This is a genomic window from Kaistella antarctica (genome assembly GCF_900109615.1).
Classification (GTDB): domain Bacteria; phylum Bacteroidota; class Bacteroidia; order Flavobacteriales; family Weeksellaceae; genus Kaistella; species Kaistella antarctica.
The window spans coordinates 880,032-904,454 of the sequence record NZ_FOIX01000001.1; the positions used below are offsets into that span (position 1 = coordinate 880,032).

General features: G+C 34.9%; 23 protein-coding genes. 13 read left to right on the forward strand and 10 right to left on the reverse strand.

Annotated features, from left to right (window positions below; translation table 11 throughout):
• Positions 1-91 precede the first annotated feature (91 nt).
• Positions 92-1,375, forward strand: coding sequence for an ornithine--oxo-acid transaminase (gene rocD / locus BMX49_RS04250; RefSeq protein WP_034718884.1), 1,284 nt, complete (start codon positions 92-94; stop codon positions 1,373-1,375).
• Between the two features lie 3 nt (positions 1,376-1,378).
• Entirely contained in the window at positions 1,379-2,134 is a 756-nt protein-coding gene (locus tag BMX49_RS04255) for a glycosyltransferase family 2 protein (RefSeq protein ID WP_311316293.1), read from the forward strand.
• Between the two features lie 96 nt (positions 2,135-2,230).
• Here the strand turns inward: BMX49_RS04255 and BMX49_RS04260 are convergent, their stop codons facing one another.
• Complete coding sequence (locus BMX49_RS04260; protein ID WP_051803688.1) at positions 2,231-3,100, reverse strand: hypothetical protein; 870 nt, start codon at positions 3,098-3,100, stop codon at positions 2,231-2,233.
• Between the two features lie 246 nt (positions 3,101-3,346).
• On the opposite strand from BMX49_RS04260, the gene BMX49_RS04265 reads away from it, so the two are divergent.
• Genes BMX49_RS04265 through BMX49_RS04275 form a run of 3 tightly spaced genes read left to right on the forward strand, consistent with a single transcriptional unit; the run spans position 3,347 to position 6,343 of the window.
• A complete protein-coding gene (locus BMX49_RS04265; RefSeq protein ID WP_051803689.1) occupies positions 3,347-4,315 on the forward strand; it encodes a glycosyltransferase family 2 protein in 969 nt (322 codons plus the stop codon).
• On the forward strand, positions 4,312-5,379 hold the full coding sequence (locus tag BMX49_RS04270; RefSeq protein WP_034718886.1) for a glycosyltransferase: 1,068 nt from the start codon (positions 4,312-4,314) through the stop codon (positions 5,377-5,379). The genes BMX49_RS04265 and BMX49_RS04270 overlap by 4 nt, the downstream gene beginning before the upstream one ends.
• Complete coding sequence (locus BMX49_RS04275; protein WP_143055873.1) at positions 5,327-6,343, forward strand: WaaS/CpsH family glycosyltransferase; 1,017 nt, start codon at positions 5,327-5,329, stop codon at positions 6,341-6,343. The genes BMX49_RS04270 and BMX49_RS04275 overlap by 53 nt, the downstream gene beginning before the upstream one ends.
• Before the next feature lie 11 nt (positions 6,344-6,354).
• On the opposite strand, the gene BMX49_RS04280 is transcribed toward BMX49_RS04275, so the two are convergent.
• Positions 6,355-8,415, reverse strand: coding sequence for a glycosyltransferase (locus BMX49_RS04280; RefSeq protein WP_051803693.1), 2,061 nt, complete (start codon positions 8,413-8,415; stop codon positions 6,355-6,357).
• A gap of 20 nt (positions 8,416-8,435) precedes the next feature.
• Positions 8,436-8,777 carry a phosphomannose isomerase type II C-terminal cupin domain gene (locus tag BMX49_RS04285; RefSeq protein ID WP_034718888.1) on the reverse strand — a complete coding sequence of 114 codons (342 nt, stop codon included), beginning with the start codon at positions 8,775-8,777 and terminating at the stop codon, positions 8,436-8,438.
• An 85-nt stretch (positions 8,778-8,862) separates the two neighbouring features.
• Between BMX49_RS04285 and gltX the strand changes: the two genes are divergently transcribed.
• On the forward strand, positions 8,863-10,374 hold the full coding sequence (gene gltX, locus BMX49_RS04290; RefSeq protein WP_034718890.1) for a glutamate--tRNA ligase: 1,512 nt from the start codon (positions 8,863-8,865) through the stop codon (positions 10,372-10,374).
• Between the two features lie 47 nt (positions 10,375-10,421).
• A complete protein-coding gene (locus tag BMX49_RS04295; protein WP_034718891.1) occupies positions 10,422-11,378 on the forward strand; it encodes an acetyl-CoA carboxylase carboxyltransferase subunit alpha in 957 nt (318 codons plus the stop codon).
• 77 nt (positions 11,379-11,455) lie between these two features.
• On the opposite strand, the gene BMX49_RS04300 is transcribed toward BMX49_RS04295, so the two are convergent.
• From BMX49_RS04300 to BMX49_RS04310, 3 genes are all read right to left on the reverse strand, one after another.
• Entirely contained in the window at positions 11,456-12,166 is a 711-nt protein-coding gene (locus tag BMX49_RS04300; RefSeq protein WP_034718893.1) for a cell division ATP-binding protein FtsE, read from the reverse strand.
• A gap of 159 nt (positions 12,167-12,325) precedes the next feature.
• The gene (rpmH, locus tag BMX49_RS04305) at positions 12,326-12,484 is read right to left on the reverse strand and encodes a 50S ribosomal protein L34 (protein ID WP_074726710.1); all 159 of its coding nucleotides are present in this window, start codon (positions 12,482-12,484) and stop codon (positions 12,326-12,328) included.
• Positions 12,485-12,637: 153 nt separating this feature from the next.
• Complete coding sequence (locus BMX49_RS04310; RefSeq protein WP_034718894.1) at positions 12,638-14,053, reverse strand: T9SS type A sorting domain-containing protein; 1,416 nt, start codon at positions 14,051-14,053, stop codon at positions 12,638-12,640.
• Positions 14,054-14,353: 300 nt separating this feature from the next.
• Here BMX49_RS04310 and BMX49_RS04315 point away from each other — a divergent pair, with 300 nt between their 5' ends.
• Both BMX49_RS04315 and BMX49_RS04320 read left to right on the forward strand, forming a co-directional pair.
• Positions 14,354-15,361, forward strand: coding sequence for a DHH family phosphoesterase (locus tag BMX49_RS04315; RefSeq protein WP_034718896.1), 1,008 nt, complete (start codon positions 14,354-14,356; stop codon positions 15,359-15,361).
• Between the two features lie 512 nt (positions 15,362-15,873).
• Positions 15,874-17,583, forward strand: a complete 1,710-nt coding sequence (locus BMX49_RS04320; RefSeq protein WP_051803695.1) for a T9SS-dependent choice-of-anchor J family protein — start codon at positions 15,874-15,876, stop codon at positions 17,581-17,583.
• Positions 17,584-17,685: 102 nt separating this feature from the next.
• Here BMX49_RS04320 and BMX49_RS04325 read toward each other — a convergent pair whose 3' ends face one another.
• The 4 genes from BMX49_RS04325 to BMX49_RS04340 form a co-directional block, all read right to left on the reverse strand.
• Positions 17,686-18,468 carry an alpha/beta fold hydrolase gene (locus BMX49_RS04325; protein WP_034718897.1) on the reverse strand — a complete coding sequence of 261 codons (783 nt, stop codon included), beginning with the start codon at positions 18,466-18,468 and terminating at the stop codon, positions 17,686-17,688.
• Between the two features lie 12 nt (positions 18,469-18,480).
• Positions 18,481-18,987: a hypothetical protein gene (locus BMX49_RS04330; RefSeq protein WP_034718899.1), complete on the reverse strand. Its 507-nt coding sequence runs from the start codon at positions 18,985-18,987 to the stop codon at positions 18,481-18,483.
• Positions 18,988-19,056: 69 nt separating this feature from the next.
• A complete protein-coding gene (gene dtd, locus BMX49_RS04335) occupies positions 19,057-19,506 on the reverse strand; it encodes a D-aminoacyl-tRNA deacylase (RefSeq protein ID WP_034718901.1) in 450 nt (149 codons plus the stop codon).
• 28 nt (positions 19,507-19,534) lie between these two features.
• Positions 19,535-19,984: a Rieske (2Fe-2S) protein gene (locus BMX49_RS04340; RefSeq protein WP_034718902.1), complete on the reverse strand. Its 450-nt coding sequence runs from the start codon at positions 19,982-19,984 to the stop codon at positions 19,535-19,537.
• 100 nt (positions 19,985-20,084) lie between these two features.
• Between BMX49_RS04340 and greA the strand changes: the two genes are divergently transcribed.
• From greA to BMX49_RS04360, 4 genes are all read left to right on the forward strand, one after another.
• Positions 20,085-20,558 carry a transcription elongation factor GreA gene (greA, locus tag BMX49_RS04345; protein WP_034718904.1) on the forward strand — a complete coding sequence of 158 codons (474 nt, stop codon included), beginning with the start codon at positions 20,085-20,087 and terminating at the stop codon, positions 20,556-20,558.
• Positions 20,559-20,697: 139 nt separating this feature from the next.
• A complete protein-coding gene (locus BMX49_RS04350) occupies positions 20,698-21,087 on the forward strand; it encodes an HIT family protein (protein ID WP_034718906.1) in 390 nt (129 codons plus the stop codon).
• A gap of 69 nt (positions 21,088-21,156) precedes the next feature.
• Entirely contained in the window at positions 21,157-22,338 is a 1,182-nt protein-coding gene (gene clpX / locus BMX49_RS04355; protein WP_034718907.1) for an ATP-dependent Clp protease ATP-binding subunit ClpX, read from the forward strand.
• An 85-nt stretch (positions 22,339-22,423) separates the two neighbouring features.
• Positions 22,424-24,412 (forward strand): T9SS type A sorting domain-containing protein, encoded by a 1,989-nt coding sequence (locus BMX49_RS04360; RefSeq protein ID WP_034718908.1) that lies wholly within the window; start codon positions 22,424-22,426, stop codon positions 24,410-24,412.
• The last annotated feature ends 11 nt before the right edge of the window (positions 24,413-24,423 follow it).

Here is a 24,423-nt window from a genome sequence, read left to right on the forward strand (position 1 = left end):
ACTACAATTTAAATAAAAATGCCTCCTCTTGAGGCATTTTGCATTTCCAAAAATTTCATTAATAATCATTAAATTTGTAAAAAGTAAATATATGTCAGTAGCTACCCAACAAAAGAATTCTCATTATTACATCGATTTAGAAAATGACCACGGCGCTCACAATTATCATCCACTTCCGGTGGTTTTAGAAAAAGGCGACGGCGTGTACGTTTGGGATGTTGAAGGAAAAAAATATTTCGATTTCCTGTCTGCCTATTCAGCCGTCAATCAAGGGCATTCTCATCCGAAAATTTTGGCCGCATTAGTTGAGCAAGCTGGAAAATTAGCTTTAACTTCTCGTGCTTTTCATAATAATGTTTTAGGACCTTATGAGAAATATGTGACTGAATATTTTGATTTTGACAAGGTATTGCCTATGAACACTGGTGCTGAAGCAGTGGAAACGGCTATTAAACTATGTCGAAAATGGGCTTACGAGAAAAATGGCATTGCAGAAAATCAGGCGGTCATTGTTGTGTGTAGAGGAAATTTCCACGGAAGAACAACAACCATCATTTCCTTTTCTGATGATGACAATGCTCGGGATAATTTCGGACCATACACTGGTGGATTTGTGAGTATTCCTTACAATGATATTGCAGCTTTGGAAGAAGTAGCGAAACAGAAAAACGTAGTTGGCTTTTTGGTGGAACCTATTCAAGGTGAAGCCGGAGTTTATACACCAGATGAAGATTTCGTGGCTAAAGCACAAGCAATTTGTCACGCGAACAATATGTTATTTATAGCCGATGAGGTTCAAACTGGAATCGCCCGTACTGGCAGTCTGTTAGCAGTTTGCGGAAATTGCACCTGCGAAAATCAATGCGAACGACAAGCTACTTATACAAAACCAGATATTTTAATTTTAGGTAAAGCGTTATCAGGCGGAGCGTATCCAGTTTCGGCCGTTTTAGCAGATGACCATATTATGGAAGTCATTAAACCGGGTCAACATGGTTCCACGTTTGGCGGTAATCCTATTGCGGCGAAAGTGGCAATGGCGGCTTTAGATGTTGTTTCAGAGGAACATCTAATTCAGAATGCTCGTAAGCTTGGAGATTTGTTCCGTCTGGAAATGAATAAGATTATTGCAAAGACAGATCTGGTTGTAAAAGTGCGCGGAAAAGGTTTGCTCAATGCCATTATCATTAATGATACCCCAGAAAGTGAAACTGCCTGGAATCTTTGCGTGAAGCTGAAAGAAAATGGTCTGCTGGCAAAACCTACACACGGAAACATCATTCGTCTTGCGCCACCCTTAGTAATTACCGAAGAGCAAATGATGGATTGTGTTGCCATAATTGAGAAAACAATTATGGAATTTAAAAAAGATTAAATTTTGGAACTGAAAGAAAAAATCAGCGGTCTGATTATCACTTTTAATGAAGAAAAAAACATTCAGGAAATTCTTGATAATTTTTCAATTTGTGATGAAATAATTGTAGTCGATTCTTTCAGTTCTGATCAAACGGTTGAGATCGCACGTCAAAATCCTAAAGTCAAAATCGTTCAGCAAAAGTTCGAAGACTTCACGAAACAGAGAAATTTAGCACTTGATCAGGCAAAAAATGATTGGGTGCTTTTTTTAGATGGCGATGAAAGAATTACGCCAGAATTGCAGACGGAGATTATTACTGAGTTAAATAAATCCGATAAAAAAAACGCTTACTATTTTTATAGAAAGTTTTATTTAGGCGAAAAACCCATCCATTTTTCTGGAACTCAAAACGATAAAAATTTTCGACTTTTTCGAAAGAGTAAATGCAGATATGTCGCCGATAAAAAAGTACATGAAACACTTGACGTTCAGGGCTCCATTGGTATTTTGAAAAACAAATTACTTCACTATTCTTTTGAAAACTTTGAACAATTCAAAAGTAAAATGCTTTATTACGGTTTATTAAAAGGAAATGAACTTGCTGACAAAGGAAAGAAATACTCCATCATCACTCATTGGGGCAAAGTTGCATTGAAGTTTCTGAAAACCTACATTATAAAGTTAGGTTTTTTGGACGGAATTGACGGACTGAAAATAAGCTACCTCCAAAGCCTTTATGTTAATGAAACCTACAAAAACCTGAAAGTTAATAAGTAATTACTACATCTAAAGATGGTCGAAAAAAATCTCGACCATTTTTTTATTAAGAGTTAGTGATTCGATCTTTGTAAGTTGAAAATTTAACCTGGAAAATTAATTATTTATATAAACAGATTTTTTGTTCTTGAAAAATTGATCAATAAACATTTTTAGTTTTTTTTGAGTATTAGATTCTTTTACATTAATCGCATATTGAGTAAGATCCATTTCTCGCACAAGTTCGATGATTTGATCAATAGAATAATTTTTCATAAAGCATTCTTTCAAGAAATGATCGATGATTTTATTCCATTGTTGCTTATTCCCCCAATAATGACCCACGATATGATCCGCAGGTTGCAAGGCTGAATATTTGTTAAGTCCCAAAGAGAAAGCAAACTGTTCTATCAATCGTCGTGTAACATCATCGGCGCACATGGCATCATTAATTTCTAAAGTTAATTCTAGGCACTCGAAATGTTTATCCGAAATTCCAATAAGTCCGGCATTCCACATCGCCGAATTTTCATCGATTATCGTATTGTGATAGGCTTTGCCTTTCATCTGACGCCACATTAATCGCTCTGTTTTTGAGGAAAGTGAGGAAAGCTTCCCTTCGTCTGTATGCATGTAATTTTGTCCGTTTATAAGACCATTACGTAGGGCATCCATGTTTCTATAAAAGAAAGTATCACCATCCAAATATAGAATGGAATCCAAAGGATATTTTTGAGCAATAAGCTGAAGTGCTTTAATTTTCACTCTCCAAAAAAATTCATGTTTTCCTTCCCACTTTTTAATTAAATCTCTGTTGATCGGTATTATTTCAATATTTTCTTCTAATGATTTAAACAGTAAAGGGTTTTCAGCAACAACTATAATTCTATCGCCGGCATTTTTATAAGCCAATGCCGTATATATTGAAAAATATACTTGCTGGTAATGATCCATATTATTGCCAAATACGAGGTATACAATGTTCATGTTACTTAAATTTATTTAAAAGCCTTTGGTAGCATTCTAAATGGGTAATTTATTAGTCAAATTTAGCATAAAACAGCGGATATCAAAAATTTGTCTGGCTTGATATTTTCTATTAAATTGCAACTTTAATATGTAGCAAGCATGCTTGTTTATTAAGGTCTTCGTTTGATGCTGAAAATATATACTACTGTTTTCTTTTAATACCTAAATTTGCCCTAACTCAACGAGTAGCCAGTTGTGATTCTCATGAATAGTCTTCCACTAATAAGTTTAATTATTCCTTGTTATAATGCCGAACAGACGTTAGAAAAATGTCTTGATTCTGTCATTCAACAATCTTTCTTGAATTTAGAGATCATAATTGTTGATGATGGCTCTACAGATCGGACTTCAACAATCTATGAACAGTTTGAAAGTGAAGATAAACGCATTAAAATTATTAGACAAGAAAATTATGGCGTTTCAAAAGCAAGGAATAAAGGAGTAAAAGCGGCTACAGGAAAATATATTTGTTTTGTCGATTCTGATGACTGGGTTGAACCAAATTATTGTTCTGAACTTCATAATCTTCTTGTTACCGAAAATGCTGATATTTCCATTGTAGAAGCTTCTTACGAAGATGAAAACGGAAACGTTATTTTCAATAAACCTACTTCAAGCGAGAAGATATTTGATGGAAAAAGAGCTTTGATACTTTTATTAGAAGATGAAGTTGTCCAAAGTCATCCGTGGGGGAAATTATACAAAGCGACTTTTTTAAAAAGTGTCAGCTTCCCTGAAAACTTGAAATGTTTTGAAGATTATTCAACCCTTTTCAAAATTTTCGACAAAGCGGTAAAGGTTGTTAAATCCGATGAAAAGCTTTATCACTATATTCAACATGAAGACAGTCTTTCGCACAACCTTTCACCGCAAACTGCGTATTATTTCTATCTGGCGATAATGGAGGTTTTCAACTTTTGGCAAAATACAACACCGTTGCACAATCAAGGAAGTATCACAAAAAATATTATTAGAAAACTTCTGATGGTTCTCAAGCGAATTATCCGGAATACGTCCAAAGAAGAATTGCAAGCTGAAAAGGAAAAAATTCGACAGTCATTCAAATCGTTTCTCAAATATCCCGTTAAAGATATAGGTGTCGAATATTATTTTTATCTAAGATTATACTATTATTATCCGAAGCTATATGCAAAATTAATTTCTAAGAAATGATAAAAAGCCCGCTTGTTTCTATTGTTGTCCCTTGTTATAATGTCGAAAAATATATTGAAGCGTGCATCAATTCTGTGTTAGTACAAGATTATGAAAACTGGGAATGCATTTTAATCAATGATGGCAGTAAGGATAATACTTTAGAAATAATAAAGAGTTTTGAATCTAAAGAAATCCGAATTAGTGTTTTCACCCAAGAAAATTTAGGTCTGTCAGCTACTAGAAATAAAGGAATCGATAATGCGAACGGAGAATTTTTATTTTTTTTAGATTCCGATGATATTTTGAGCAACGATGCAATCAGCAATTTGGTTTCGTGTTTCGAAAACAATGATATCATTACAGGAATTACAACAGCTTCGGCTTTTTCTAATGGCACTATAGTTAAGGAATCGCAATTACTTTATCCAAAAGAAGGCACAGTGACCTTTCCAAACAATCATTTTGAAGTTTTGATTAGAACGATGGAAACTGGTCTTACGCCCGTAGCGCAAAATAGACTGTATCGAAAAGATTTTATTGATAAAAATGACCTTCGCTTCAAATCTGGGATTGTGCATGAAGATGAGTTGTGGTTTTTTGAAACCATGTTGTTGGCTGAAAATGTAAAATTTATAAATAGCGAAACTTATTTTTATAGAATTGATAATCAAGATTCTATTACAAAAAATGTCGGTGACAGAAATTTAGAATCCTATATTCAAATTATGGAGGAGATCATTGAAAAATATTCTCAACACGACCGCTTTACTTTAATTGCAAGCTGGTATGCGGTTTATATAAAAAAAATATTTCTTGATTTTGCTATTAGAGAACGGTCGAAGCTTAGTGATGAACTAATTTCAAGATTAGAAGCGGCATTAAAAAATTGTCACAGACCGTTAGGAAATGAAAATATTCTGTCTAAGAATAATGCAATTTATTACAAAACGATAAATAAATTATCTTTACAAAATTTTAGAACTATTGAACAATATTTCTTTCGTAACCCAGTGAATAGCCTTAGAAAAATTGTCAACACTTTTAGAATCTCTTTTTTCTTACAATCAAATGGTAACTCGTAAAACCTTTCTTTTGCTTTCGCCAGATTATTCGGATTTCCCTCAACTCTTTTTAAGAAACTTAGAAAAGGAAGGGTTTTCGGCGAGTGTTATTACCGATACTCCTTCAAGATTTAAGTATCAAAATAATGAACGAGTAATCAATTTTTTTAAGAAAACCTTTTTTAAAAATAAAGATTATAAAAAAGAACTTATTGCAAAGCATAAACTGAAAGAATACTTTAGGAGGATTGCAGCCATCGAGAAAGATTTAGATTATGTGTTGGTTATCCGGCCAGATTTATTTCCTATTTCTGTAATCAAAGAACTGAAAAAAAAGACGAAAAAACTTATCGCTTATCAATGGGACGGGCTCGAAAAATTCCCTCAAGTCAGAAAATATATTCCACTCTTTGATTCGTTTTTCTGCTTTGATGCGGAGGATCAAGAAAACAATATTAAATTGATCACTAATTTTTATTTTGACTGTCTTCCGCCGACTTATAAGGTATTTAATCACCAAAAACCTAGGCTTTATTTTGTCGGTTTATATTGGGGAAATAGGGAAGAGAAAATTGACCGGTTTATTGCGGAAATGTCTAACAAAGATGTAGAACTTTCCGTCTTAATCCAATATTGTCATCAAGCTGAAATCAAAAACCCGAAAATTAAGTACATTAAAAACCGCATTACATTTTTAGAAAATCTGCAAAATGTAGAAGAGGCAGATGTGTTGTTAGATTTTGTAGATCCCGTACACAATGGACTTTCAATCAGATTTTTTGAAGCAATGTATTACAAGAAAAAAGTGATAACAGATAATAAAATGGTGAAAACTTACGATTTTTATCATCCAGATAATATCTTCGTTATTGACGATAATTATGGGGAAATAGAAAACTTTCTGAAAATTCCTTACTACGAAATTCCGCTAGAGATTGTCGAGAAGTACTCGTTTGGAAGTTGGATAAAAAGAATAATACAATAAGTAATTTTTTTTTAAAATTGTAAGAGTTCTATTATATTTTCCTCTTGTTTTTTCACAGAAAAATAATCTAACCCTTCTTCACTATTATTATGCAGTTTTTTCCATAATTGCTCATCTTTATATATTTGTAAAATATGATTTGCAAAACTTTGAGCATCGTCGGTTTCTGCAACTAATACATTAATATCAGGCTTCAGCATCATGCCTTCAACCCCAATATTGGTAGAAATTACAGGTAATTTATATTCTAAAGCCTGCCCGATTTTTCCTTTCACGCCAGCACCATAACGTAAAGGCGCAACAAACGCTTTCGCCGAAAGAAAATAATGATCGATGTCCTTTTGATAGCCAAGAATTTGAAATCGTTCCGTGTGAAGAGCTTTTATTTCGTCAGGTAAACTACCGCCAATGATTTTCACTTTTATATTTTCATTCTTTTCCCAAACCAGTGGCATGATTTCTTTATTTAAATATAAAACTGCATCAACATTAGGCTGGTGATGAAACCCACCGATAAAAATTAAATCATTTCGGTCTTTAAAGTTGGGTTGGGTTATGTTTTCTTTCACGCTGTGAATATTACTAACTATGAAAACTTTTTCCTTGTCAATTCCTAAATCGATGATGATGACTTTTTCTTTATCGCTAATAGCAACAACAAAATCTGCTTCTTTTAAGGCTTTCTGTTCTAATTCTTTTACTTCGTTTTCTCTTTTAAGTTGATCTTTTGATTTTTCAATAAAATCAGTTTCCCTCGTAAATCTTAGGAAATGTAGATCGACCATATCGTAAATGATCTTGGCTTTACAATCTGCTTTGCGTAAAAAGTTACTATAATATTCATATCCTTCTGGACGGAAAACCCAAATATAATCGATGGTTTGGTATATAGAATCGATCTGTTTTTCTACTCTTGTAATTTCGCCTTTTGTGGATAGATATTCTCTGATAACCTCTACACCCATACTTTCAAACAGCGAAATGTAGGTGTAATCATCATCTACATGAATATTTTTTACGAGTAAATAAACTTTGCATTTATTGTTGACTAAAATTTTTACAATTTCTGTAAATCGATTAGAACCAGAATCTTGATCGTATTTCGGCACGTATTCCTCAACCAAAAGCATTATTTTTTCATAGCCCACATGATCATTGAGGACTTTTTTATCTGAAGAACTAATCGCTTGGTTATTTAATATCTTAGATTTCCATTGATCCCAAAATATTCTATGGTTTTTCTGAATTAATTTGGTTTTATTTTGAGTTTTATTTTGATAACTAATGTTTTCAAAATGAATAATTTCTGACTGAGGTTGATAATATACAGTTAGACCTTGGTCATGAATTAATCTCATGCATAAATCGGTTTCCTCATAATACGCGGGCGAGTAAATCTCGGCTAACAGATTGAGGTTTTGTTCTCTATCAACTCTTTTAAAAAGCAAACTACAACCAGAACAATAATCTACTTTTTTTAAGTAATTAAATTTTGGGTCATCAACCGATTGGGCAGCTCCTCTGTTAACGGCCACTTCATTATTAAATAATAAACAGCCTGCTTCTTGTAGAGTTCCACCCGCAAATATTAGTTTTGAACCTACGGCGCCTGCATCTTTATTATTTCTAAAAACTTCAAGAAGACTAGATAAATATTGGGGAAGAACTTTAGTGTCATTATTTAGTAAATAAATAAATTCAGAATTAGCTTTCTCAATTCCCTTATTAACACTTCTTAGAAAGCCGATATTTTCTTTGTTTTCAATAATCGTAATTCCGTTGATATTTTTTAGAAAAGTTAGAGATTGATCAGTGCTTTTATAGTCAATGATGATAATTTCTTTGGCAATCCCATCTTCTACTTTCATGATAGAATAAAGACAATTAAGAGTGTATTTTAGTTGATTATGAATGGGAATTATGATGGAAACCAAAGGGTTTTCTTCAGATGGAAAACTGATTTTATTATCTTCAAAAAATTCGATAGGAAATAGAGTAGTATCAAATCTCCTTAAAGTCTTTTTAAATTTTCGATCTTTTTTAAATTGTCTATATAGTTTTTTAAAAAGCATTTTAAAAATATTATATATTATTATCGCTCATAATCATCCTGCAACCTCACAATATCATCTTCCCCAAAATAAGTTCCAGTTTGTACTTCTACAAAAACGACTAATTCCGCCGAACGGTTTTCAATTCGATGTTTTGCACCTAAAGGAATGTGAATGCTTTCGCCATATTTGATGAAGATTTCTTCTCCATCTAAAGTTACGACTGCTTCTCCTTCTACGATTGTCCAGTATTCCTGGCGGTGATGATGAAACTGATAAGACAGTCGCTGGCCAGGATTGACCTCGATTCTTTTCAATTTATAATGAGGTTCATCTTCCAAAACATAATATTTCCCCCACGGTCTGTCACCAATTTCTAGCATATAGAACAAAATTTAAGCTACAAAAATAAGAAATATTACCCAACGCTGAATTTTTCTTTAAATTTGTAACTTAAAATAAAGGAAAATGAGCAAAGTAAGAGTGCGTTTTGCACCAAGTCCTACCGGGCCTTTACATTTAGGAGGAGTTAGAACTGCCTTATATGATTATCTTTTTGCCAAAAATCAAGGCGGAGAATTTATACTGAGAATTGAAGATACCGATACTGCAAGATTTGTGGAAGGTGCTGAAGACTATATTATGGAAGCCTTGGAGTGGTGCGGAATTATTCCAGATGAAAGTCCTAAACATGGTGGTAAATTTGCGCCCTACAGACAATCAGAACGTCGAGATATTTACGATATGCATTTAATAGAATTGCTGAAGACTGATTACGCTTATATCGCCTTCGATACTACGGAAGAGTTAGATGAGGTACGAAAAGAATTTGAACAAAACGGCGAAGTCTTCGCTTATGATCATATTAGTAGAAACAGACTAAAAAACTCTTTAACGCTTTCAAAAGAAGAAGTTCAGAAACTTGTTGATGAAAAAGTTCCTTTCGTTGTGCGTTTCAAAATGCCGGTTGACCGGGTTTTAAATTTGGAAGATATTATTCGTGGTAAATCTTCTGTAAATACAAACACTTTAGATGATAAGGTTTTGGTGAAAAATGACGGAATGCCAACTTATCATTTTGCCAATATCGTTGATGATCATGAAATGGAAATCTCTCACGTCATTCGTGGTGAAGAATGGTTGCCATCATTGGGACTGCATTATTTATTATACGAAGCAATGGGTTGGGAAAGGCCAAAATTTGCCCACTTATCATTAATTCTAAAACCAGAAGGAAAAGGAAAATTAAGTAAAAGAGACGGTGATAAATTCGGTTTCCCCGTATTTCCTTTAAATTTTACTGATGTTGAAACTGGAAATATTTCTAAAGGTTTTCGAGAAGAAGGGTATCTTCCTGAAGCTTTTATTAATATGGTAGCGCTTTTAGGTTGGAGTCCAGCTAATGATCGGGAGATTTTGACTTTGGAAGAAATGGCCGCTGAATTTGATTTAAATAAAGTTCACAAAGCTGGCGCGAGATTTAATAAAGAAAAGGCAGAATGGTTTAACAGCGAATATCTAAGAGCAAAATCTGATGAAGAAGTTCGGGATTTATTAAAGAATGCAGACGGAATTGACCTAATCAACTGCAGCGACGAAAAATTATTGAAAATCATTTCATTAATGAAGGAAAGAGCTGTTTTTGTAAAAGACATTTATAACGATGGCAAATTTTTCTTTACGTCACCAACTGAATATGATGAGAAAGCGGTGAAGAAATCCTGGAATGAAGCAGCCGCGCAAGTTATGAATGAATTTACTCTCAAGTTACAAGACTCCGTTTTCGAACCAGAAATTTTGAAACAAGACATCCATGACTTTGCAGAAAGCAAAGGATTAGGAATGGGAAAAGTAATGATGCCACTTCGTTTAGCTTTAGTTGGAGAATTAAAAGGTCCAGATGTACCCGATATTATGCAAATCCTTGGAAAAGAAGAGACTATCGCGAGGATCAAAAATGCAGTGAATAATATTCAATAACTTTCTTTAATTTTCACTAAATTTGAAAGATAATTTTAATAATAGAAATGGAATACTTAAGTTTTGAACTTCCGATTAAAGAGCTGATGGACCAGTATCAAACCTGTTCATTGGTGGGCGAAGAAAGTGGTGTAGATGTTAAACTCGCTTGCTCGCAAATCGAAGATAAAATTATTGAAAAGAAAAAAGAAATCTATCATAATCTTACGCCATGGCAACGTGTGCAACTTTCTCGTCATCCGGATCGGCCTTATACTTTAGATTTTATTAAAGGGATTACGGACAAAGACAGTTTCTTAGAATTACACGGCGACCGAAATTTTGCTGATGATCCCGCTATGATTGGCGGTTTAGCGACCATCGACGGACAAAGGGTAATGATCATCGGAACTCAGAAAGGTAGAACGACTAAGGAAAGACAATTCCGCAGATTTGGAATGAGTAATCCAGAAGGATATCGAAAAGCTTTAAGATTGATGAAACTTGCAGAGAAATTTAAAATTCCTGTCATTTCTTTAATTGATACTCCTGGAGCTTATCCTGGTTTAGAAGCAGAAGAGCGCGGACAAGGTGAAGCCATCGCCCGTAATATTTTTGAGATGACCATGCTGAAAACTCCGATTTTTGTTTACATTATTGGGGAAGGAGCAAGTGGTGGAGCCTTAGGAATTGGCGTTGGAAATAAAGTATACATGCTTGAAAACACTTGGTACACAGTAATCGCACCGGAGAGCTGTTCCTCAATTCTTTGGAGAAACTGGGATCATAAAGAAGATGCAGCCAATGCTTTGAAATTAACGCCTGACGATGCTTTAAAAGAAAAATTTATTGATGGAATTGTAGAAGAACCACTTGGTGGCGCTCACTACGAACCGCAAGTCGCTTACGATCATTTGAAGGTTTCTATCCTTCAAAACATCAAAGCGTTTTCTAAATTTACTGATAAAGAATTAGAAACCCAAAGGCAAGATAAGTTTATTGCGATGGGTCAATTCAAAGGTTAAGAATTTATCATCCAAATTAAATAGAAAAATCCTGTAAGAAATTACAGGATTTTTTATGTTTTAAAGTGAATTGAAATCTATTCAAAAAGCTCAGCCGTATCTAAAACTGAAACTTTCCCATCCTCACATCTGATCGCTTCTCCAGGGAAATTTTGAATCATGTGATAATCATGAGTTGCCATTACAACGGCAGAGTTATTTTCAAAAGCAACCTGCTTCAATAAGGTCATAATTTCGTTCGAAGTTTCTGGATCTAGATTACCTGTTGGTTCATCAGCTAAGATCAATTCTGGATGGTTAAGAAGCGCTCTCGCGATGGCGATACGCTGTTGCTCACCTCCAGAAAGTTCATGCGGCATTTTGTGTTTCTTAGATTTCATTCCGACACTTGCCAAAACCTCATTAATCCGGTCATCCATTTTAGTTTTATCATTCCATCCAGTCGCTTCGAGAACGAATTTTAAATTCTTTTCGACGGTTCTATCTGGTAATAATTGAAAGTCTTGAAAAACAATCCCTAACTTTCTTCTTAAATTTGGAATATCTGAAGGTCTCAATTTCGCTAAGTCAAACCCTGCAATTTGCCCCTGTCCTGAACTTAATGGAATGTGACCATAAAGCGTCTTTAATAAAGAACTTTTTCCCGACCCAGTTTTCCCGATAAGGTAACAGAATCTTCCTTTTTTAATATTGAGGTTCACGTCATTCAGTACTGTGAAATTCTTCTGCGCAATTTTTGCATTTTTCAGCTGGATTACATCTTGGCCTTCCTGATAAGTATGTGGCATATCTTGTTTAATTGTTATTGATGAATTAAGTATGCTAGAATAGCAGCCCAAAAATAGAAAAAATCTTTCTTCTGAGCGTACACTTTAGCAATAATTAACAACAAAAAATGCTTGAAAAATTACTTTTCAAGCATAATTATGTTGTGATAGTTCTAAAGATTATCTCTTAGCTCTCTGTGTACTTACAGTTAAACTTCTTCTGCCTTTTGCTCTTCTAGCAGCCAATATTCTTCTGCCGTTAGGTGTTGACATTCTTAAACGGAAACCGTGTTTGTTTCTCTTTTTTCTTACTGATGGCTGGAACGTTCTTTTTGGCATTGCTAATATTTTTTAGTAAAAACTTTATCTTATTTTTCAGATTGCAAATATAGGAAACTTTTTATTTATTGCAAACATTATTTTAAATATTTCTTAAGAAAAAGAGATCTACTCCTAAAAGTAAATCTCTTCTCCATTTTTTTAATTGTGTATTTATTTTTTACTAAATTTAGTGGTGGCACTTTTTCCTTCTTTGTCTTCCATTTTCAGGATGTAATTTCCTTTTGGCAGTTTTTGAGTATCGATGGTATTTCCATCTACTTTTGTCGGGATTAATTTTCCGCTTACATCAAACACATTCGCCTGTTTTGGCTGCATTCCGTTTACAAATAAAACACCAGTCGTAGGATTTGGATAGACATTTACTGCACCACCTTTAGGGTTATCTACTGTTTTAAGAAGTGTAGCACAATTTGCTGAAAGTACCGTAATGGTAAAATCTGCAGTGAATGCTGTATTTCCAGTTACTTCACTTGCTATAAGTATGATAGTAGTGTTTCCAGGTATAGTTACGTTCATTGTTTCCACTGCTCCACTTAGAGAACTATTTCCGATATCTCCTAAATAGTTTTGAGAGATATTTGCAGGATTGAAACTTCCGGTATAAGCCATTAAATGAACTTGTTTAAGTCCATCTGGATCTGTGTTTTTTAAGCTTAATGTTACGCAATCTGGAGTAGCAGAAGTGTTTTGTAATGAGTAACTTTTGTAATGGAAAGCTCCACTACCGAAATCGCCCGGATAGACCTTAGCTGTGCCGCACGCAGAATGAATTCCGTCTCTTGTGATTCTTGGAGAGTGAGTAGGGTCGGTGGGTAAAATTCTTCCTGTAAATACTTTGCAAGAACTTGATTCTGTTCCATCTAAACTGAATTGTAAATCTTTTAACTGACCTGCAATACAGATAGATCCAGTGTTCCAATTGGTAGTACAAGTTGATCCAAAACCAGCTCCTGGGTTTTTCCAAGCGTACGGCTGATTTAAGGTGCTGCTATCATTGTAAGTGCTCCAGAACCATTGACCACCGCTCAAGTCCATAATTGCTTGTACAGAAACCCAATAAGTTCCTTCAGTTAGAGACATTGGAGTTGCTAATTTTAATGAGGGACTTGCAGAACCCGAAGCAAGAGTCACAGCTTCTGTTCTTATGATGCTCGAAGGCAAATTAGTTCCACTATTACTGTAAAATGTTACATTATAAGCGGTAGGATAAGTGCCTGATTGCAAATAACCATTAGCATTCACTGAAGTTATATTCCAAACTTTATTAGCAGGAACTTTAAAATCATCTGCAGCATTAGCAATATACTGATTATTAGCAGCTTCAAATTGCTGTGAAGTGATATTGTCCGTCAATAATGGATTTTGACCATAAATTCTCGGATTAATTAGATTTTGCGCGTTAAATTCATTTTGATAATCTTGCACCGTTAAAAATGCCTTCGAGGGGTATTTATAGACGATTGGTTTTGTCTCCACTTTCGGCGGGGTAACATCGGTAGACCGATTTGTTTGCGCTATTAAAAGCAAGTTGCAAACAGTAAGCAACAATAGAGTAATTTTTTTCATGGTTAAAAGTTTTAAAGGTTAATTATTAAGATATATGTTCAAATTCAGTAAAATAAAAACTTGCTAAATCGATGATTAATCTGCTAAAAGCTGAATAACTTTTTATTTATAGTCCGACTAAACTCGTAGAGCAAAAGTCGACAGATTAATTAAGTTTCAGTACTGTTAAAACACCCTTTTTGATTGGTTTAATCACCCTATTTTAATAGGTGTTTTCACTGTTAAAATCTTTTTTGTCTCACTGAATCGCCCTAAAATAAAAACAAAACCTATCTTTGCTCTTCTAAAAAATCCTAATTAATGTTTACCTCATCCGAACTTTCAGAGATTCAAAAACTGTTAACTCCCAACCATAATATTGTAATCATCACGCATTATAATCCAGATGGAGATGCGATTGGCTCTAGTCTCGGATTGAAGCATTTCTTAAAGCAAAAGGGGTTAGAAGCCAACATCATTGTTCCTAATGATTTTCCTAAATTTTTAAAATGGATGCCTGGAGCTAAACAAATTATTATTGCGGATTATAAAAGAAAGCAAGCCGGAGAAGCAATCTATAATGCAGATGTTATTTTTGTATTAGATTTTAACGCCTCCCACCGGAGTGGGAATTTAGTAGGACCATGGATTGAAAAAGCGCGGGCGACGAAAATATTAATTGACCACCATCAACAACCTGATGATTTCGATTATATTTATTCTGATGTGACTATTCCAGCAACTTCGCAGATGATTTATCATTTCATTCAAGAATTGAATGAAGAGAATTTGGTAAATCAGGAAATTGCTGAATGTTTGTATACTGGTATTATGACTGATACTGGCGGTTTCCGATTTCGTTCCACCAGCGCAACTACTCACAGGATTGTTGCTAATTTAATTGAAAAAGGGGCAGATCCTGCCACGATTACTTCAAATACTTGGGACACCAACACGGTTTCAAGATTACAACTTTTGGCTTTAATTTTAGGCAGAATAGAAGTGGTGAAAGAAGGTAAAGTAGCGATTCTCTGGCTTAAACGTGACGAATTAAAAGAATTTGGTTTTCAGAAAGGAGATACCGAAGGTTTTGTTAATTACGGATTGAGCATCATGGGAACTCAGGTTGCAGCTTTTTTCATGGAGGATTTATATGATGATTTTATCAAAATTTCTTTCCGCTCTAAAGATGAGGTTGATGTCAATCAGTTTTCCAGAAATTATTTTAACGGTGGTGGCCACATTAACGCAGCTGGAGGAAAGTATATGAAATCCATGGAAGAAACTATTGTAGATTTTAAAGAAAAAATTGAACAGGAAGATTTTTAATTTTTCACAAAATGTGAGTGGTACGAATATTTATAATCTTTGAAGCACCGCATTTTTAAATCTTTTTCCAAGATTATCAGAAAAGCTATTCTGGCATTAGGTTGCAGTCATGAACATGCGGGCTAACGATTGCACAATTTCAAAATATTTGTTAATAGGCATTCCCTCTTCCTCTTTAGGCAAGAGGCGTTCCTGTTTTGTTAATTCTCACAGCAGTTTTAGGTTAAAACAGAGCTTTCAAATTCAAGTACCAACTCAATCTCTTTCAAAAAAGAATTATCTCTTGTTAAAAAAAAGAACGTTTGTCAATATTTTAGTTCTTATTTTTACGCGTAGGAATGCTTATGGCAATTATTGTGAGCGTTTAAAAGAATGTTTATTTTTTGGCGAGATTAGTAAATATTCATCATTATTTAACTTATAATAGATAATTTTCGATTGATATGCGATTTCTTTGCGTATTAAATTATAAATATTTATATTTGGAACAAGTTTAACCAAAAAAAATTTTTATGAAAAAAATTCTATTTTCTTTATTTGCAACGGCAGCTTTATTTGCCGGCGATGCAATGAAAGCCCAAACTGTTCTATTCGAAGACAGTTTTGAAACGTATACAGATTTCGACATTGCTAATGTTGGTAACTGGACACTCATCGATGTTGACCTAAAAACTACTTACGGCTTTAATGGGGTTACATTTCCTAATACACAAGTAGCAAAATCTTTTCAAGTTTTTAATTCTACAACTACAACACCACCGCTTGATCCTACAGCAGCCTCAAACTGGACCGCAAAAACAGGATTGAAAGCGATGGTTTGTTTTGCGGCAGACTCTGCTCCTTGGAATAATGACTGGTTAGTTTCACCGCAAGTGCTGATACCAGCAGGCGGAGGCGCAAAATTAAGTTTTTGGGGAAAAGGCTGCGACGCGACTTATGGTGCTGAAAAATTTAAAGTGTTAGTGTCTACGACGGGAACTGCAGTGGGAGATTTTACCGCAATTTCAGGGGTGACAATTACCCCTTCTGACGCTGGTTGGCATGAGTACACTTATAATTTAAATGCTTATGCGGGACAACAAATTCATGTTGCGATCCAATGTACATCTGAAGACCAGTTTGGTTTTGCAGTTGATGATTTTAAAATTATTAGTACTGTGATTCCTACCGTTGCTCCTGATTGTCCGACTTTAAGTTCACCTGCGAATGCAGCAGTAGGAGTTTCTGCTCCTGTTGCAACGTTAACTTGGGCTGCACCTGTAGCCGGTAGTGCGGTAGATTCTTATGATGTTTACTTGGATCAAAATGCAAATCCAACTACTCTTCTAGGAAATGCAAATGCGTTAACATATAATGCAACAGGATTACTTCCGTCAACTACTTATTATTGGAAAGTTGTGCCTAGAAATGATGCTGGTACTGCCACAGGATGTACAGTTTATTCTTTCACAACTAAAGCAGATCCTTTTGCTCCTTACTGTGGACCTTTAACTTATACAAGTGGTGTAGAGCCTATCACTTCAGTGGATTTTGGAGGAATGCTCAATACTTCACCTGCTGCAACAACTTCTTCTGCACACGAAGTGTTTACAGATAAAATTGCGACGGTAGAACAAGGTAAACCTTATACTATTAATTTAAAAGGAAATACTGGTGGAACCTATACGAATAGATTCATTGTTTTCATAGACTGGAATCAGGATGGCGATTTCTTAGATGCTGGCGAAACTTATTTTGCAACAGGTACAGGAATAACAATTAATACCTCTACAGGAACTGATGCGAAATTTGCGACCGGATCTATTGCAGTTCCAGCTGGAGCAATGTTAGGAAATACCCGAATGAGAATTAAGAAAAACTTCGGTACAACTGCTTATCCTAATCCTTGTTTCTCTGCTGGTACCCTTGCTACAGGATCAACTGCAGGATATGGCCAAGCTGAAGACTATACAGTAAATGTTACCGCAGCTCCTTTAGGGACAGCAAATAATGCCAAATCTCAAATGTCTGTTTATCCAAACCCAGTAAAAGAGGTCTTGAATATTGCAGCAGCAGATAAAAAAGTATCGGAAGTTACTTTCTATTCTGTAGATGGTAAATTGGTGAAATCAGTTAAAGAAAATGTTTCAACTGTGAATGTGTCAGCTCTTCCAAAAGGAGTGTACATCGTTAAGGTTAAAACTTCTGATGCTGAAAAATCTTTCAAAGTAATTAAAGATTAATCACTGTATCATATAATAGGAAAGGTTGTCGAAAGACAACCTTTTTTTATTTCAAATAATTGAAATCTTTTACATCTACTATTCCTTTTAAGAATATTCGTCTTAAAGAATATAATTTTTCGGCAACTGATGCAATAATTCTGTATTGATTATTTCCGCACAAATACTGGCCTTTTCCCAATGTCCATTATGTCCGCAGTCTAATAAATAAGATTTGATATTGGTTTGATCGGGTACATGATTAAGCACTGTTTCACTTTTTACAGCATTGTCGTGCTTACCCGCAATTACTAGAATTTTTCCTTCGAAATTTTTCAGAACTGAAGTTTTATCAGTTCTTTCAATCATTCCCTTCACTGCAGCTATAACGCCCTCATTTTTAGTAGAAAGGGCAATTTCTTTTGCGTGTTCGATTTTACCTTCCAAAAAATTTTTCTCATTTGGATTAAATAAATTAGGAATTCCAGCATTGACGTAAGTCGGAAAAGCTTCTTTAATAATGCGTAAACTTTTTTGTCGCTGTTCTTTTTTTTCATCATCATCAGCAAAATAGGAGGAGAAAAATAAAGTAATGCTTTTCAATACTTCTGGAAACTTTTCAGCAAAAGCCAAAGTGGCATAACCGCCCATCGAATGACCGAGCAGATGAAATTTCTTAATATTTAAAGAATCAGTTACTTTTTTCACCTCAGTTGCCATCAGATCCATCGTGTGGATTTCATCATAAATTTTTGATAAACCATGTCCGGGCAAATCAATTTTGATAAGTGTGAAGTTCTTTGACAAATGAGGTTCCATTTCCTTCCAAATTGTTCGGTTTTCCATAAACCCATGAAGTAAAACAAGTTGTTCTTCTCCACTGCCGGCTATTTCGTAATTTAACATGATAGGTGATTTTTAATAGTAGAGATCGATATAGTCAACAAATCCTGAACCATTCACCTTATTCTGAAGTCTCCAGAAATTTCCTTTTCCTTCATTGAAAAAGGTGGTTGGCTTAGTTCTTTTATAAATTGTTCCGTTTATCTTTTGAGTGATTTCACCCTCAAAATTAAGATGCTTTTCGGTAACTCTTTTTACCGTTCCTTTTATTTCTAAAATGTTAGTACCTGATTTGGCATTTCCCGCAACATTATATAAATCTCTTCCAAAATTTTTAAAAGTGAGAGTTCCAGTAAATCCAGTAGTTTCATCGGAACTAAATTTGAGTTGATGTTTGCCACTTAAATCTGTCAAAACATTTTGTTGATTTCTGATCGCGATGCTATCGTTCAATTTCTGCCGTTCGACATTAATTGATTCGATTTTTTTGTTTTCAGGAGAAACGTCATTTACATTTTTAAGCTCTTTTTTTGAACAGGATAAAAGAGTAAAAGCGGAAGTAATAAGGAAAGCTTTTTTCATTTTTAATAATACTATTTTGCTCAAATTTAATTAAAAATAAGAGTTGTTTTGTTGTTAAGAAAAATTAATTTAAAGTTTAGTTTTAGAATCCATCACAATGGTAACAGGTCCATCGTTAACCAAAGAAACTTTCATATCGGCACCAAAAATACCGCTCTCGATTTTTAAATTAGATTTTGAAAGTTCAGTTTTGAAATATTCAAATAACGGAATGGCTTTTTCTGGTTTCGCAGCTTTAATGAAAGACGGGCGGTTCCCCTTTCTATAGTCAGCGATTAAAGTGAATTGACTGATACAAAGAATTTCTCCCGAAGTATCCAACACAGACAAATTTAGCTTGCCTTCTTGATCGCCGAAAATTCTTAGATTCAGTATTTTCTGAACGAGCCAATCTGCATCAGCTTGCTCATCTTCTTCGTCAATTCCTATCAATAAAAGTAAACCGTGGGCAATTTCACCTGCGATTTTGCCATCAACTTTCACCTTTGCTTCAGATACTCTTTGGATAACTGTTTTCATTTTTTAAAAAATAGATACGAAATGAGGATTAATAATAGATTGACAGAATCTTGCTGTTAGTATCGTAACTAAAAGGATAAGTCTTTGGAGGGACTTGTGCAATTTTCGTTGGTTCACCTGTAATGGTAATCCATTCGGCGCCATCTTTGGGACAAACTATTTTAATATCATTTTCCACACTTAAAGTTGTATTCGTGTCCGGGCAAAGATGAGGTGCGTTGCGATCAAATGCTTTAAATCCATTCGTTGTTCTGATCACAATTAAACCGCGTGTGCCAGCTTGTTGCTCGTTCACATAAATCCAGCCGCCAACATTTTGTAAAGCAAAATAAGCAGGAAGGTTGAGGTTGAGAACCACGTTAATAGGCGTCGTTGGGAAACAAGATACTGTCTCCTCTCGACTGCTGCAAGAATTAATATTTAAAATGCTAAAAATGAGAATTATGGAGAAAAAGACCTTTGAAATATATGTTTTCATTTAAAATTAATTTATATCTTTGTGAAACAAATCAACACAAAAAACATTGTCCGACAAATGTCGGATTATTTTTTTATACTAACGTTAAATATTAGAAATTATGGCAAGTTATGTCACCAAGGCAGGATTGGATAAAATGAAAGCTGAACTGGAGCTACTGGAAACCATTGAAAGACCAAAAATTACCGTTCAGATTGCGGAGGCAAGAGATAAAGGAGATCTTTCTGAAAATGCAGAATACGACGCGGCAAAAGAAGCACAAGGAATGCTGGAGATGAAAATTTCTAAACTCAAGAATCTTATTGTCGATGGTAAAGTAATTGACGAAACGCAATTAGATACATCGAAGGTTTCGATATTGACGACTGTCCGTCTTAAAAATAATGCAACCAAAGGAGAGCAAAAATTTACTTTGGTTCCAGATAACGAAAGTGATTTGAAAGCCGGAAAAATTTCGGTGAATACCCCTATTGCTAAAGGCCTATTAGGAAAAGTAGTCGGTAATACGGCCGAAATTGTTTTGCCGAACGGTAACCAACTTTCTTTTGAAATACTGGAAATCTATTTGGAATAATAATTATTGTAAGGTCCGAAAAAAAGGGTTTGAAGTGGTGAAATTTAAATTTTACCAATATCTTAACAGCTTTTTTCTTTTCATTTCGTAAATTTGCACCCACGCTGTAGCGCGGGTTTTTAATTAAAATAAACGAATCATGGCTTCCATTTTCACGAAAATTGTACAAGGAGAAATACCTTCTTATAAAATCGCAGAAGACGATCATCATTTGGCCTTTTTAGATATGATGCCCTTGGTTAAAGGTCATTGTTTGATCATTCCTAAGCAGGAAGTAGATCTTATTTTTGATTTGGAAAATGAAGATTTCAAAGATCTGTGGGGTTTTGCGCAGAAAGTTGCACAGAAGATGAAAAAGGCATTTCCCGATCTGCGGATCGCAGTTGCCGTGATTGGTTTAGAAGTTCCCCACGCGCATATTCATTTAATTCCAATCCATAAAATGGAAGATATGAATTTCAAAAATGAACGGTTAAAGTTTTCTGCCGAGGAGTATCGAGAAATACAAAAGCACATCATTAATTCTTAAACACCACTTTTGTCAAAGTATCTCACTTTGACAAAATTTTTAAAACTAATTCTTACTTATACCTATTATATGAATTCAAACGAATGTTCTTTTTGCGGAAAAAAACGAAACGAAGTTCAAATGCTAATTTCTGGGAACAATGGTTTCATTTGTGAAGAGTGCATAGAGCAAGCGCACGGAATTATTAAAGAAACAAGTTCTAGTACCGCTTCATCATCTACAGAATCAGTGGAGGAGTTAAAAAAACCCAAAGAAATAAAAGAATTCCTGGATCAATATGTCATCGGACAAGATCAGGCAAAAAAGCAGTTGGCTGTAGCCGTTTATAATCATTACAAAAGAATACTCCATGCAAAAGATGAAAATCGCGACGTAGAGATTGAAAAATCGAATGTCATTATGATTGGCGAAACTGGAACGGGGAAAACACTTTTGGCTAAATCGATTGCGAGGGAATTAGATGTTCCGTTCTGTATAGTTGATGCAACTATTCTTACAGAAGCTGGTTATGTTGGAGAAGATGTAGAAAGTATTTTATCTCGGCTTTTAATGGTAGCAGATTACAATGTAGAAAAAGCCGAAAGAGGAATTGTATTCATCGATGAAATTGACAAGATTGCGCGGAAGTCTGACAATCCTAGTATTACGAGAGATGTTTCTGGCGAAGGGGTGCAACAGGGTTTACTTAAATTACTGGAAGGAAGTATTGTCAATGTACCGCCCCAAGGAGGCAGAAAGCATCCTGATCAAAAATACATTCAGGTGAATACTCAGAATATCCTTTTTATTGCAGGTGGAGCTTTTGATGGAATAAAAGAGATTATAGAAAGAAGACTCAATAAACAAGCGATTGGGTTCAGTGCCGAGAAATTGAATAAAGTTGATGAAGAAGAATATATTTTAAGTCAACTTAATGCTATTGATTTACGAAAATTTGGTTTAATACCCGAGCTTTTAGGACGTTTTCCGATAATTACCTATTTAGATAAATTGTCTAAAGAAACAATGATTCGGATAATGAAGGAGCCAAAAAATTCAATCGTCAATCAATTCGTCGAATTATTTAAGATGGATGGGGTAGAACTGAAGTTTACCGCTGATGGCTTAGAAAGTATCGTAGAAGAAACAATGGATAAAGGATTGGGAGCAAGGGGTTTACGCGGTACTACAGAAAAGGTTTTGGAGGATTATATGTTTAATATCGCTGCTCAGAAAAAAGTGATTATAAACCGTAAAAACACCCATTTTTAACTTTAGGAGAAAATTTTTCATTGGTAGATACAAAAAATTATTACCTTTGTAGCTCAGGACTTTGAAAACACAAACACAACATATAATGAAAAAAAATCTATTTACGGCAGGGTTTTTAGTATTTGCTATGGGACTCAGTGCTCAGTCCGTCTTGTTTCATGTCGACGCAGGAGGGATTGTATATGTCGGTAAAAACGCACTTGTTTACAACGGCGGCGGACTTCAAATGAAAGCAAACGCTGTTGTCGAAAACCACGGAAACGTAATGGTTAGCGGAAACGGAACAACAGACGTTTTCAAGACAATCGACGGTAGCAACGCAGACAAACTTGAGTCAAATGGCGGCGCTAACTTTATCAATAAGTTGAATGATCCGGCTCTATACGCTTCTCATAATTCCGAGCTCTCTACAATCGCACCTGTTTACACATATGGGCAACTATATGTTACTGGAATAACGCAAACTAATATTTCAGGTATTATCGATCAAGAGTTTCGCCAAGTAAATCATGGCGATTACCAACAAATCGGCCTGCCGTTCTATGGCAAAACTTTAACTACTTTAACTACTGAGTTAGCAAAACCTATTCCCTTTAACACTACAAGGTACTCTCACAACGAGATTTTAGTATGGAACAACAGAAATGTAGTTTTTGATAATCTTTCCAGTATCAATTTAAAAATTGGTCAGAATTTTAAACCTTACACCTATTATATTTTAGGAGGTAAAGATTTAGATGTTGCAAGTATCACAAGAACGTTGAAAGGAAGGCCAGTTTCTGATGCAGCTGCAACCGAGAAAATTGTAAAGTTAGAAGACGCCGGTTTTAATATTCCGTTTGGTACGGGCGGTAATGCTATTAATGGTTACAATGAAAAATACAACAGCTATCTGCAAGATAATTTCAGCGTAACTGCAGGCAATGCGTGGTTAGGGGATTTTGGCAAGAACTACTACCAATTCGGTAACCCTTATCTAACTAATTTGGATTTGTCGCAAATTGCTATAGCTGAAACTGCTGCAACAGGTGACGGTAACAATCTATCTAATATTTACGGTGTGAGGTTAGAAGTTTCTGGTGTACAACATACCACCAACTCAGGTGGAGGTTCTTCTAATTACAGAGCTGTAACTTTTAGCGCTGGCGTTCCGACAGGGGATTTGGACTATTTAATGGTGCGTCCTCTAGGTGCTTTTGCTATTAAGCTTACCAATAATACTCTAAAGCCAGACTTTGATTTTTCAACTTTGAGAAGATTTAAATATCATCCTAGAGCTGGGTCTACAAATTATAGCATCACAGCTAAAAGAAATGGCAGTACTTCTACAGTAAAGCAATTAGGAATTATTGGTTTAGATGCTACTGGTAGTGAAATTGAACGAACATACTATGTTGTTTCAGATAATACAGTTTCTGGAGCGTCAACCAATGTGAAGACACAAGTTGGAGTTTTTGGCGGACAGCAATTTGGCACCTACGAAGAAGATGCGATAAATGGCGGATACGATAATAATAATGTTTCCTACTGGCTTTATATTAATGAAGCAAATGAAAATGATTTTAAAGGTAAAAATATTAAGTTAGTTAATTATAATCCTAATATCGTTGGGTTTAAATTTGAGCTTAGGGAAGACGCAGTTTTAGTCGAAGATAATACTCATTTACTTTCGCAGGGTGAGGGTTTTTACATCAAAAAGGGATCAGATGCTAATGTTGCTCCTATTATTCAAAATGGAACTATTTCAACTTTGCCTGGATCAAACACTGGAATTGAATACGACGTGTATTATGGCAAACCTCAAAATACATTAGGTTCTAGTACAACCCTGAACAAGTCAAGTACCATCGTAGTTTTTAATTCAGAACTAGATAATTATTTCGTCATAATAGATCCAACTTGGAAAACTGCAGACATTCACGTGTTTGATATGACTGGCAAACTTGTACATAGCGCCTCCAAAGTTTCATCAAAAGTAAGATATGAGTTGATGTTGCAGAAAATGGCTGCAGGATATGTCGTCCACATCACTTCAGATAAAGGAGAGAAAGTAATTACCAAAATTCTTAGATAAAAAACACACAC